We start from the raw sequence: 13103 nt of genomic DNA, 5'->3' as shown, positions 1-13103 counted from the left end.
AGATTAGCGACAAAACAGGCGGCCAAGCCAGTTGGCTTCCATCAATAAGATATTCCATCATGGTTTTTTTACCGGCCTTCTGAGGATGATGGTTTCACCCGCCACCATACGTTGACCTTCTTTGACGTCGAATGAATACTGCTCATCGACCTCGATGACGCAGGTACTTCCGAACAGCATTCGGCCTATGCGCGCTCCCTTGCTGAGAGTGCTGCCGACCGGGTGAAAGAACTCGATGCGCCGGGACAAGTAGCTGGTAATGAAGCGAATACGAGCCAAGCCATAAGATGTTTGAAGCTCCATGTAGCGTTGCTTCGGGGCGCGTTTCCCGCGCAAAAAATAGTAGGGTTCGTCACGCAGGGGATCAGCCCTGTCACTGTCAATGATGTTTCCATGGTCTACATAGCCTGTGATAGTTCCTGGGAATGGAGCGCGGCCTACATGGACATCCCAGACGTTTAGGGAAATGACAAGAAAGTTCCGTCGACCCCGGGACAGTTTGGCTAGTACGGTTCCGTCGACAGCGGATACCCAGTCATCTCCTGGCGGTATGCGGCGCTCGGGATCTCTCATGAAGAAACGCAGGAACCCAGGATCTGGAGATCCATCTTCTACCCACTTCCAGAGTTGCTCGACAGGCCACCGTTTCTTGGGATGCAGGAAGGGCGCAACAACCCGGGATGGAAACGGAAAACGCAAGGCGTAATCTCCCAACAAGGCTAGGCAGGCCGAGATGATGGTTAACTGAATCAGAAGTACCCAGCTGAACGTCATGCCACTACCCTTGTGTTGTTGGAGAGAAAGGACAGACGAGGAGCCGCTGCATTGATGCCGAGGGTGCCTTCGACATTTTCATACGGCCTGCCTTTGGCGGTTGATCCTAGACCATAGAAAACGGCTGTAATGGAGCAGGCCAGGAAGTGGGTCGGATAGCCGGAAATACGCATCTGTTGTGGCGCATTTCAGCGTATGGTCGACCAGGGGTGGAGCCGCCTGGCGCGAGTAGCGGGCGGCTGGATAGTCAATCCAGCTTCTGGCGCAGGAGTAGTTTTTTTGCTCTGGGACCGGGCGTTGCATCATGTCCAAGTAGGCCGCATACAGCCAATCTGAACCGTTGAGTGTTGCAACTTCGTGCTGGTAGTCAGTGCGGTAAACCGTGGGTTCGACGAGGTAGAAGGCTCCATCGCGCGTGTCTTGCTTGTACTCCATGCCGATGAGGCCGCGAAAGCCCATTCTGGATAGGAAGCACTGGCTGATTCTAGTGAGTTCGGCGTGGTGCTCCGGGGCAGCAATGCAGGCGGCGGTTCCGCCTACTGAGGGGGGCCAGCACAGCGTTTTCCGACCCACGAAACTGCGAAGCAGATTTCCAGAGCGGTCTACATAGAGTAGGTTGAAATAAATATCCGCATCCTCTCCTTCAATCCATTCCTGCACGATTAGAGGAACGGTTATCTGCTGCATTTGCGAGAGCAGTTGATGGAGTTCCGCGGCACTTTCGACACGGTAGGCCTTTCTGAAGCGATGTGAGTAATCGTTGTCACGCCAGGCGGGCTTGAGAACACAAGGCATCCTGAGGGATTCCAGCTTCTTGCGGTCTGCAGGACCCGTGAGCGTGACAGTCTTCGGTGCGGTTGCGCCATGCCTTCCAGCCAGCAGATCGCAGTCGATCTTGCTCAGCAACTGGAGTGCCAGATCGGGTTGATACAGATAGGTTCGAAAACAGGTATCCCACGGAGCCGGTTGGCCAGCAATGAGCGCTACATCGTCTTCTTCCGTCAGGAAGAGTGCGCATTGCCCGCTCTTTAGGCCCAAGGCAGACACCAGTTGTGATGGTTCGAAAGGGCTGCTGGATACGACCTTCCGCACCACATGCCTGGAGTACATGGCTGGGCCGCTGCCATCATGCGCAGCCACTGCGCAACGCACTCCATGCACCGCAAGAGAGCGAACAACGCCCAGTGCGTTGAGTCCGCTGCCCAGGATGACTGCTTCGACATCAAGCACTCAGGACCACCTTGCGCGCATGAAAGGCTTCTGCGAAGCCCGATGCGGAGCGGCATTCGATGCCCCGCATCTGCATCAGCCCCGAGAACACGGGTTCGCGGAACCAGTCCTTGGACCTCTGGGAGCTGAAATGGGTCATGAGATGGCGTAACTTGTGCCCCGCCTGCTTTGGAGTCAGTGGGACATACAAATTCGGTTGGCCCAAATCGCCTTCATATTTTGGAATCTCATATTCAAGTATCAATTGGTCGCGCCAAGTCTGCCAAGTCATTTCGGCAATCACGCGATGGTCCTGATGCCTGTCGTTCAGTTGATGTGTGAGAACAATGTCCGGAACAAACCAGTCCCGGATCGATGCGAGGAAAGACTTGGCCTCACAGAACTGCGCGGGTATGAGTCCATCCTTGAAATTTCCAAGAATGACCCGTGCCAGGGCTTTCCCGAGCAAGGCCTTCGCACTTTTGCGAGCCTCAACCGCGCGTGCGTTATCCGTACTCATGACCACCCAGCAGACCTGTAATTGGGGATTGCTTTGGCGCCACGCCATCAGTGTTCCCGCACAGCCTATCTCTATGTCATCGCTGTGAGCGCCTATGCAGAGCAGGCGGCCGGTGGATGGCGGAAAGGTCAGGTTCATCATGGTATGGGCGTCCGTTTGGTCGCCGAAGTCCGGTCTGCCGATTGGCGAAATTGCAGCAAGGACGTTATGCCGAGAGATATGTCTCGAAGAAGACGGCTGCGGTCCCAAAAGCACATCTTGGCGATGTAGCCATACGCTTGGCGCTTCTCGGCCGCTGGAACCGGTGTTTGATGAACGGCTTGCACCCACCCTGTGAAAAGATGCCAGGTGGGAAGCTGTGAGCGGAAGTCGGGGGATGGGTAGTGGTGCCGGATGTCATCTTCGCTGTCCATTAGAATCGTGGCTGTGCGAGGATCCATCCTGCGCAGGAAAATGGCTCCCTGTGCCAGTGCCAGCTTGCCTTGCAGGGCCAGGCAACTCATCATCACAATGTCTGCCCGCATGTAATGGTCCATCACGGGATGGCGCGCCTTTAATGCTTTTGTTCGGATCAGGCCGTTCATCGCGTTGTTTAATTTGATGCTTTCGATCAAGTCCTGGAAACGCTTCGCGGGAGAATCGTCTAGGACTTCGATATCTCCAGCGTAGGGCGCCGATTCATTCGGATGATTTTCGAAAAGGCCTGTTACAGGTGCGGCAACAACCACATCCGGGCGTGCGTCGAGGAGTGCGACGCAGTGCGAGAGAAAATCCGGGTGACACAAATCGCTGCATGTGGCCCATTTGAAGTAATCCCCACGCGCAGCATTGGCCACGGCACTGAAGTTGCCGTTCGCTCCCACATTGCGCGGTTGTTGTATCAGCCTAACCCGGCTGTCCCGCTGGCAGTAGGATTTGACGATATGGACGCTGTCATCCGTGGATGCATTGTCGGAAATGATCAGCTCAAAGTCTTCAAAGCTCTGGCTCAGAAGACTGTCGAGCGACTGGGCGATTGTCAAAGCACCGTTGTATACGGGCATCCCGATGGTTGCGCGTGGAGGGGCATTTTCCCTGGTCATGGCACCTCCCGGAGCGTTAGGTCCAGAACAAATCTTCATCGACTTGGCATGTTCTTTGGAGATACTGCAGTTGCCTCAGTCGAGTAAAAGACCGCCAAGCGTAAATTTCCTTGGAGAAATCGATGCGCTTGAAAAGGCGTGCCAGTTCATCTGCGCCCTCGCAAGCAGTCCATCGTGCCTTGAAGCCGGGGAGGTGCGAGGCAATCTTGTCGAACGACACGCGGTAGCTACGGTTGTCTGCACTGGGTGGTCCAGAGGAGACCTCACATCCAGGAAACGCGCTGGCGACAGTGGTCGCTATTTCTCGAACGCGGTAGTTTTCGCTGTTGGCCCCGACATTGAAAATTTCACCGTTGACGGCATCACTAGGAGCCTCTACAGCGCATGTCATGGCTTGGCAGATGTCTTCGATGTGCACGATGGGGCGCCACGGGCTTCCATCACTGGTCATGGCGATCCGCCCTTGGGTGCTGGCGAGGGCGCAAAGATCATTGAGCACAATGTCGAAGCGCATGCGGGGTGATGGCCCGTAGGCCGTGGCGTTGCGGAGAAACACTACGGAGAATTCATTGCTGGCCAATGGAAGAACGTCCCGTTCCACGTTGACCTTGCAGTGTGCGTATGCCGTCTGCGGGTTGACTGCAGCAGTCTCGCTCAGGAAGTCTCCAGTGCCTGCACCATAGACGCTGCAGGAAGATGCATATACAAAGCGTCGAACCCCGGCCGCCTTGGCCGTTCGGGCAAGGTTCACCGAACCTTCGTGATTGATCTTGTAGGTGATTTCTGGACGGTTCTGTCCTAGTGGGTCGTTAGACAGCTCTGCCAGGTGGATCACTGCGTCAAAGCCCCGTAAATCGCCCTCCGATGCATTGCGCAGATCCTTGCATACCGTTCGCGGGGCCATTGGCATTCCCCGCGTGTCTATGTAGAGCGTGCCATCTTTGTAGAACCCCGTATCAAGGCCCACCACATCGTGCCCGCGCGCCATCAGGATCGGCGCCAATCGCGCACCAATGTACCCCTCAGTCCCCGTTACCAAGATTTTCATTTTGGCTTCCTTCTGTGGTGGAAAGGTGGTCGCTTCGCAGCCCCAGAGGCGCTGAGTCGCTCTCGGTAGACGGCTGACCCAGGGTTAAAGGTTCAGCCGACAAAAGCCCTACCTGTTGGGCCAGCTCTGCCGCATGCAGTAGCGTCTGGAAATCCAGTTGTGATGCTTCTGCGATGTCCTGCAGGCTGTGCAGACCATCGGAGTAGTTCAAAACCCAGAGAAGGGCATGCTGCGAATCGGAAATACCTGTCTGTCCGCCCATGGCTCGATACAGGCCGCGCCTGCCGAGCTGGGGCTCTCCGAAGGGTGAGCGGTTGAGATATCGGCGATCAGATTCGAGGACGCATAGGATTCTCATGATCTTCTGAAGCGAATCTTGCAGATGCTCTGCCTTGACAAGATCAAGGTTGTCCGCCGAAGTGTGATATTGGGGGAACTCGCCATTCGGAGTACGTGTGAATCGCCCGACGGGGAGATTGATTCCCGGGGAGCAGAACTGCCGCTCGTCATAGCCCCAGGGCGAGAACGGAAGTACTGTCCCTTGCGTTGCACTTTCTCGCACGATGTGCGCTGCAGCACGATCTATCAAGGAAGTCCCTTGGCGAGAGCATTTGTATGTAATGGCGCCGGAGTCTCCGGCCACGGAGACAATCAATCCCGCTTTAATTTTGTTGAGATGTTCTCTATTTCGGCTGAGCCAAGTGATGGATCCTATGGTGGCTGGTGCGAAGATGATTCGGTAGGTCCAGTTCAGTTGGCACCGCAAAAGGTACTGCCCGAGAACCGTCAGGAGAATCACGCCCGATAGATTGTCATTGCACAAAGAAGGGTGACAGACATGGGCAAAAAGCAGCACCTCATTCGTACTGTTCCCCGGCACAACGCACTCTGCATAGCTCAGACTTCCGGGCTGCAGGTCTGCGTCTATGAGCACCTCATATTCACCATCCTGCAATGAAATCAGTTGCTTGTGTGTGAGGCAGAAACCCCAGTCTTCTCGGTAGTAACTTGTGCGGTACGGAATCCAGTCGGGGTGCTCTGCATCGCTGTGCAAGTGTTTCTTGAGATCGCTGAGGCTGAGCCTCTGGTGTATAGGGGTGCTGTAGCCAACCACATGAAGGTTGGAATGCATGAAGTCCACGATACGGGTGCCAGAGGGGTCTTTGATCCACGCATGGCGGATAGTCCATTCGTTGGGGATCACCCAGTCAAAGACGCATGTACCGGTCGGCACTTCGCTGCGAGTAATGGGAAGATGCTCTTGCAGTATGTCCAGTGTCTTGCGCACACCAGGCCCAGTGATGCTGCGGCAGATGGGGTAAAGGCGCTCCATCAAGGCAAACATGCGGGCGCCTGCCCGGTCCGTTGCCAGTTGCTGCAGAAGGTCCTGAAGTCGTTCCATGGAATGCTTCTTAGAAAGGGGATTGGGTCCAGAGCGCCGGCCGTTCGGTGCCGACCCATTCAGGGTGGTTGTGGCGGCCTGAGTGGTCCGAGATGTCGTCCGGCGTTGGAGCCGTGTTCAGGTACCAGAGGCTCTGGCGGCCTGTTCTAGTGCTTCCGGGGGCGCGTGCCTCCTGCGCCATCTCGTCCACAGAGAGGCAGGTTTGATAGATCTGGATGCCGCTGAGAGCACCGTGCCATACCTCGTTGCCCGGGGCCCATGGCGCATCGCCCCAGGTCAGGGTGGGGCGGGGTGGTGCGGCGTTTCCCCAATGCGGCGGTGCCGTGAACGTGACGCGGTGTGGGGCATTAGTGAGGGGGAGATCCCAGTAGAACTCGTGGTGTTTTCCAAGCGGGCTCGACCAGGCGCGAAATCCTTGCACATGCCAGCGGCCATAGTCGACAGCTGCTCCCAGCAGGTCCCTCTGCAGAATGGAAATTTCCCAGCGGTGATTGGCGCCGGATGGAGCTGGTTGGGGATAGGGGTGAGCTCCATAGTAGGTATCTGCCGTGCCTTGGCGGGTCCATAAGAATGTCCGAAGATCGTCCTGACCATCGTCATTACCCCAGAAGAATGCGGTGTAGTAGCCGCGCTGGCGCAAGGGATAGGCATGCCATATGTATGTCGCGGGATAGATAGCCAGCGGCCGTGTGAAGCGAAATCGCATGGTGCGACGAACCCCCTCCGAGCCAGGAAATCCCAAGCCGATCCTGGGCGCCGCCAGGTAAGAGGCGGAGCCACTGTCGCAGCCAGAGGCGGCCAGAGACGCCGTTGCGGCTGAGGCGGTCAGAAAGTCACGGCGGCGCCATTCCATGTCTTCACCTCTCGGGCCCTTCCACGCGCCGCAGCCAGATCTCTCTCCAGTAGGTGTTGGAGGCTCGGGGGCAGCCTATGCGTTTGGGCGTGCATTCGGCACGGCAGAAAACCCCTTCGAGCTGGATGCAGGGAGTCTTCATCTGCATCATCTTTCCCGTCTGCTCGTTGATGAGCTTTTCTACGCGCATTTGTACCTGGTGGCGCTCCCCGCAGTACTTGGACATTTCCATGTCGTAGCGCATGCCACGGTTGAAGCCGTCACGTGTGATCGTCTGGAGGATTTCAGCCACGGGCTTGATCTCGATCCACTCGCCAGGCTGGAGGTTGAGCGTCTCCGTTGGCGTGGGGGCTCCCTCGGAGATCACTCCATTGCCAAGAGGGTAGGGCTTGCCGCCGCGCCAGCGCTGGAAGCGATTGAAAGAGGACACCAGAACCCGGTATCCGTATCCGGTCTCCACCAGTTGGCGGTAGCCTGCGAACAGCAGCAGCTTGACAAGATGCCATGCGCTATGGTTTCCGCTAGCTACGTCACGGACGTACTGGCGTACATCCCACCAGTGGAGCAATGTCGTCGCCTCGTGAAGCGCAGTGGTCTGGCAGGCGTAAACGGGGCATCCGTTCTCGTCGGCTGATTTTGCGTACCGCTCTACATCAGTTCGTGTGACTTTGGGGCGGGGGAGGGGGGCGTGCGTCACTTCGTCTGAGCGCTTGAGCCAGGCCTCCTTCCAGAAGAAGACGCAATCTGCCATGCAGCCATCATGTCCTGAACCGTTACAGCGTGCACCCTCCAGATGCACCGCGTCACGCATGCGGCGGCCTCCGGTCTTCTTGATGTTGTCACAGGTCTTGTGGGCTACTTTGGAAACCCTCATTCGTTGACCACAGAAGGAGAACATCTCTGGCTGAAAGGGCAAATGGTCGAGACATGCGCTTTCGTCGAGTGAACTCAGTATCTCCTCGGCCGATCGGACAACGACCCAGTCTCCAGCGTGCAGGTTCAGTCTCTGGGGCTTGGTGAGGACAGGTTCTTTCACGCTTCCTTCTCCTTGTGGTGATCTTCAGGAACGATTGAGATCCGCACGTTTCTTGAAGAGAAGGGACCACTCTTTGGAAAGGCGCTGCAGCAGTACTTGCTCTGCGCCGGCAGGACTTCCCGCAAGACGCCACGCCAGCAGTGTCATGCAAAGGTAGGTTAGCAGGGCCACGAGACTTCCCGCCACCAGCCAAGTGAGGCTCGATGTGAAGGTTGCGTGAAGGCTGTACGCAGGTGTCGCCCATTGCAAAGCCAATATCAAAGCCGCTGATGCGAATGCAGGGCGCAAGGCTGCTTTGAGAAAGATGAACGGGTGCAAGCCCAAGCAGTGATGAATCTGGTGCAAGTAGATTGGTGTGGACACCACTGAGGTGAAAAGCGCCGCGTAGGCGGCTCCCATCACGCCGACACTTTGTCCGCGCAAAAAAAACCAGGCCAGCAGCGAAAGCAGAATCACTGTGTAGGCCAGGTTTGAATACATCACCCGTGCGGGGAATCCCCGCCCTATCAAAACGGCGCAGATGGAGGCATGGAGCAGCAGAAGAACCCCATTGAAAACCAGCAACTGCATCAGAGGGACGACGCCGAGCCATTTGCTGCCCAGCATGCAGTGCACCAGATAGGGGGCGAGGGCGTACATGCTGGCGGCGACGGGAAAACTCACGAGCATGAGAAGCCCCACGGCATTGGCGTAGGCGCTGCAGACTTCGCTGGGCTCGTTCATGCAGGCAAAGCCTGGAAGGAGTGCGCGATTGATGGGCGCACCTAGCTCCGTGGTGGGGAGATGGGCGATCTCATAGGCGATGTTGTACGTCCCCAATGACGTGGCGCCGATCATCCGGCCAATGAAGAAATCAGCCGACCGCTCCTTGAGGAACCCCGCGACGTTGTTGATCAAAAGCCAGCGCGAGAAATTCAGCAACTCACGCGTCTTCGAGAAGTCGAGCCGGGGGCGGTACGGGTGCATCAGATAGCTGATGAGTGTGCCCACGAATTTCGATACCAAGATACCTGCGACCAAGGCCCAGTAGCTTCGAAACAGATAGGCCAATGGAATCACCACGCCAAAGCTGATGAGCTTGCGGCTGACCTGGAATTTGAACTCCCGGCGGAAGTCGAGCTCCTTGAGAAAGGCGACCACGCCGATGTTCTGCGCACCGGTGAACAATGGTCCGAAGGCCAATGCGCTGACGACCCACGCCAGTTCAGGCGTGCCGTAGAAGGCGGCAATGGGCACCGCCAAAGCGGTCATCAAAAGCGTGATGCACAGCCCCAGCAGCAGGCTGCAGGTCCAAGCGCTGTTGTAGTGCTCGTGGGTGGCGGACTGATTCTGAATGATGGCGGTATCAAAGCTGAAGGCGCTTAGAAGTTCGGCCATGGCGATGAAGGACATCGCCATGGCGACGACGCCGAAGTCCTGAGGTAGAAGCAGTCGCGCCAGAATCAGCGTGCTCACCAGACCAAGGCTCCGTTCAATCAGCTTGAAGGAAACCATCCATACCGCACCTTTGGCGATCCGGGTCTGAGTGCTGTGGGGCATGGCGCATTCGCCTGCGATAAGAGTGCTGTGTACGGGGGCTTATCGCGCTACCAACGCATAAGCAAGATCCCATGCACCACAAGCCACCCGCCTTCTCTTAAAGGCACGAGCATCCCACCGGACGGACTGTGCAGACTCTGTATGGACGACACTTTTCCTCCTTCATGCGACCCACAGGTGCGCGAATGAGTTCAGGGCGTCTTCATGATCAACCTATCCGAAACTATTTGCAATAGTTTCTTTGCGTTGATTTTTCCCGTGAGGGGCGGTGCAGCGAGACGGTTGAAACTGCTTTCGCATGAGCGCCAACGATGGGACACTCTATCGTCGCCAGGCAGTGCTCCTATGGCGGAGGCACCGGCCTCGCTGCAGGCGCTTGGGTGCTTTCGATGCCGAATGAGCGGAGAGGGAATCGACATGAAGCCGACCACCATTGCACGCATTTTCCGGGAGGCGCTTTTCAGGCAAAGCTCCCGTGCATCGTACTGGCGCACCGCAGCATTCGTGCGCGAAGTCGGTGCGCTGCGTCGGTCTCGCAACAGGGGACTCCGCGGGCAGGTCGCTGGGGAGCTGGGGCGATTCTTGGTGTCGGGCAGCCGGCCCGTCACGGGTGAGGTCGACAGCCGCATACGCGCCGCGGTGGACTGGATATTGCGTGCCCAGGCCGCAGCGGGGGATGGTGGAGTCGCCTTGGGGTACTTCCCCTGCGGAGAAGGTGCCACTGGATGGCGCCCCTCCTACCCTGAGACAACGGGGTACATCATCACGTCCCTGTTGGATTATTCGGCGAGGTACGCAGACCGTGCAGCCGCGCAAGCCGCGATGCGCATGGCTTACTGGGAGGTATCTGTCCAGATGGCTTCGGGGGCCGTGCAGGGTGGGGAAGTGTGCTCTGCGGACCGCCAGACGGCGGCAGCCTTCAATACCGGCATGGTGCTGGATGGCTGGTGTTCCGCCTACCTTCACTCGGGGGATGCAAGCCTCCTGGAGGCGGCGCGGCGCGCGGCGGATTTTCTGGTTCAGGATCTGGATGAGCGCGGCTTCTTCAAGACCAATGGTGCATTCGTCAGCAAGGGGGAAGTCAAGACCTACACCTGTTTATGCGCGTGGGCGATATACAGGTTGGGGGACATCGTCAACGACGACCTGTATCGGCGCGCGGCCGTTCGGAGCATTGAGGCGGCGCTGCGTCAGCAGCAGCCCAATGGCTGGTTTGCGCACAATTGCTTGAACCGCTCCAGTGCGCCCTTGACGCACACGATCGGGTACACGCTGCAGGGGATCCTGGAGGTCGGCATCCTTGCGAACAGGGGGGATTTCATTGCGGCCGTTGAGCGTACGCTGGCGCAGATACTGCCCAGGCGATCTGCCTCCGGCTATCTGCCGGGGCGTTTCTTTGCCGACTGGGAGCCGGCAGGGTTTTCCTCCTGCCTTACCGGTGCGGCACAGATCGCCATCGTCAGCTACCGGCTGGCCGGGCATTCTGGCAACCATGCCTACCGTGAGCATGCCGATGCGTTGGTGAACTTCCTGAAAGCGCACCAGCGGATGCAAGCGGCAGACCCCGCCGTGGTCGGTGCGCTCGCAGGCTCCTACCCCTTGTTCGGCGGCTATATGCGTGCAGGCTATCCCAATTGGGCCACGAAGTACCTGCTGGATGCGCTGATGCAGCAGGTCGCCGTCATTCCGTCGCCCTCGTAAAAAAGGCTCCCAGAGGGAGCCTTTTTTTGTGGGGTGCGACTCGCTGGGTTTCAGCTCATCGCGGGACGATGGCCCAGGTGGGGTCGGAAGCGAAGGCGGCGTCCATCTTGGGCGTCATGGACTTCCACTTGGCATAGGCCGAGGCGGCATTGGCGACGCCGGCGTTAGCGGAGGCGCCCAGCATGGCGCGGATGTAGGCGGCGTAGCCGGCGGCCTCGTCGGGATAGCCGCCCTGGGCCAGGGTCGGGCAGGAGCCGGTGCTGGAGTAGTTCAGCTCGTACAGCGCCTTCCAGCTGTTGGCGAAGTTGCCGCTGCCATCGCGGATCATCCAGTAGTAGCCGGGAGCCTGCGCCGCGCAAAACCCGTTGGCCTCATTGGTCAGGCGGCCCACGTTGAACTTGCTGAACCAGTCCAGCACCTCCTTGGCCTTGGGCTCGCCGGCCTCGGCCAGACGGCTGAAGACAATACCCACGAAGTCGTTTTGCCACGGCCCCGTCTTGCCGAACTCATCGGGCTTCTCGATGGCCCCCAGGGGCGACTGATTGGCATTGTTGATGTAGTTCGCGGCATACCAATCCATGTTCTTGGCCAGCACATTGCGGAACAGACCCTTCATGGCATGGTTGTCGGGCAAGGCATAGGCAGCCTCGCTGATGGAGCGCAGCATCCAGGCCTGGCCACGGATCTGATCCCACTTGACCAGACCATCACCGCGGCCGCGGTAGTCGGGATTGCCGTAGGCCAGATTCCAGCTGCCCCAGAACATGAGCTCATCCTGGTAGAAGGCATCGCCCGTGATCAGATACGGGATATAGGCCAGGGACGGCTGGTGGGACTGATCGGGCTCCCAGACGGTCGAGCCGGAAGCGCTCGGCAGGGCCGGTGTCGAGCTGCCGTAGCCGACGGAGACGCCGGGATACTTCTCGATGCTCAGAGGCTGATCGGTACTCTCATCGCGGTAATGCACGGGAATGCCGCCAGCGGCATCGGCATTGGCCAGCAGGCTGGCGCGGGCCCGGTCGTCCTGCGACACCAGATACAGGGCGGCCCAGCGCGGCAGCGGGCCGATGTCGGCGCGCCCTCCCGTGCCCGGGAAATAGGTCGCGATATAGGCGGGCCCCATCGGCTTGGTATCGGCCTGGGCCAGGGCGGAGGCATCGGCCGCCAGCACACTCTCGGGCACCTTCAGGTTCAGGTCATAGTTCCACGTAATGCGGCTGGCCATGAAATACGGCATGTGATGGCGCAGACGGCTGGAAGGCTGCGCCCCGCCGGTCCACAGCACCTTGTGCCAGCGCGCATGGTGGTTGTGGGTGAACTTGGGCTGGGAATGCAAGACCGCGCCATCGCGCTTGATGGTCAGGTCATAGGTGATATTGCCCGGACCGGCCGTGAACGTGCGCGTGTTCTCCATCACCACATCGGTGCGGATACGGTTGCCGCCATCGTAGAGCGCGGTGTGCAGACGCGCCGACAGATGCGGATGCACGGCGCCGGTGGCCTTGTTCTTGAACGGCGTGACCACCGTGTACTCGGTCGCCACGGCGCCGCTCAGGCGGCGGCCCGAGCCCTGCGCGATCTGGTTTTGCAGCTGGGCCTGGGGCTGGGCCACCAAGGTGGCGCTCACATTGCCGCTGGCGTCATACACCTTGGCCTCCAGCTCCAGGTTCCAGGCCGGAGCGGCGGGAACGCTGGGGGTGCTGGAAGACTTGGAGCCGGGGTAGAGATTGATGATGCGCGTCTCGCCGGGCTGGACATTGCTCAGCTGGGCGCTGAGCACGGCAAAGCGGGCGGAGCCGTCGCGGTGGGAGGAGACCTCATCGGTCTGCAGCGGGATGGAAGAGCCGGCGACCTTGGCCACGAGGCCCTGGGTGGAGGGCTGCCAGTCGCCGGACTTGAAGGGCTGGCCGAAGGTGACGGGCAGGCTGGCCTGGGTCTG

Annotated in this window: 11 protein-coding genes; 1 reads left to right on the top strand and 10 read right to left on the bottom strand. The window is 58.9% G+C overall.

All coding sequences use genetic code 11. The annotated features are described in order from the left end of the window. Positions 1–57 precede the first annotated feature (57 nt). From BP68_RS18055 to BP68_RS18015, 9 genes are all read right to left on the bottom strand, one after another. Positions 58–774, bottom strand: a complete 717-nt coding sequence (locus tag BP68_RS18055) for a phosphatidylserine decarboxylase (RefSeq protein ID WP_496374349.1) — start codon at positions 772–774, stop codon at positions 58–60. A gap of 78 nt (positions 775–852) precedes the next feature. Further along, complete coding sequence (locus BP68_RS18050) at positions 853–2004, bottom strand: carboxylate--amine ligase (protein WP_496374347.1); 1152 nt, start codon at positions 2002–2004, stop codon at positions 853–855. Then, positions 1997–2644: a PIG-L deacetylase family protein gene (locus BP68_RS18045; RefSeq protein ID WP_496374345.1), complete on the bottom strand. Its 648-nt coding sequence runs from the start codon at positions 2642–2644 to the stop codon at positions 1997–1999. Before BP68_RS18045 ends, BP68_RS18050 begins: the two co-directional genes overlap by 8 nt. After that, on the bottom strand, positions 2641–3585 hold the full coding sequence (locus BP68_RS18040; RefSeq protein WP_496374343.1) for a glycosyltransferase family 2 protein: 945 nt from the start codon (positions 3583–3585) through the stop codon (positions 2641–2643). The genes BP68_RS18045 and BP68_RS18040 overlap by 4 nt, the downstream gene beginning before the upstream one ends. 16 nt (positions 3586–3601) lie before the next feature. Next, a complete protein-coding gene (locus tag BP68_RS18035; protein ID WP_496374341.1) occupies positions 3602–4633 on the bottom strand; it encodes an NAD-dependent epimerase/dehydratase family protein in 1032 nt (343 codons plus the stop codon). Then, positions 4608–6035, bottom strand: a complete 1428-nt coding sequence (locus BP68_RS18030) for a DUF4910 domain-containing protein (RefSeq protein ID WP_496374339.1) — start codon at positions 6033–6035, stop codon at positions 4608–4610. Before BP68_RS18030 ends, BP68_RS18035 begins: the two co-directional genes overlap by 26 nt. Positions 6036–6045: 10 nt before the next feature. After that, entirely contained in the window at positions 6046–6888 is an 843-nt protein-coding gene (locus BP68_RS18025) for a hypothetical protein (RefSeq protein WP_496374337.1), read from the bottom strand. A 4-nt stretch (positions 6889–6892) separates the two neighbouring features. Beyond that, positions 6893–7924, bottom strand: coding sequence for a hypothetical protein (locus tag BP68_RS18020; protein ID WP_496374335.1), 1032 nt, complete (start codon positions 7922–7924; stop codon positions 6893–6895). A 24-nt stretch (positions 7925–7948) separates the two neighbouring features. Beyond that, entirely contained in the window at positions 7949–9463 is a 1515-nt protein-coding gene (locus tag BP68_RS18015; protein WP_496374333.1) for a lipopolysaccharide biosynthesis protein, read from the bottom strand. A 417-nt stretch (positions 9464–9880) separates the two neighbouring features. Between BP68_RS18015 and BP68_RS18010 the strand changes: the two genes are divergently transcribed. Continuing rightward, a complete protein-coding gene (locus BP68_RS18010; protein ID WP_496374331.1) occupies positions 9881–11164 on the top strand; it encodes a glycoside hydrolase family protein in 1284 nt (427 codons plus the stop codon). 55 nt (positions 11165–11219) lie between these two features. Here the strand turns inward: BP68_RS18010 and BP68_RS18005 are convergent. Beyond that, the coding region (locus BP68_RS18005; RefSeq protein ID WP_496374329.1) for an RIFT barrel domain-containing protein at positions 11220–13103 on the bottom strand (1884 nt) is incomplete at its 5' end.

This window comes from Diaphorobacter oryzae DSM 22780 (assembly GCF_059568935.1).
This window is presented reverse-complemented; position numbering and strand designations above follow the sequence as displayed.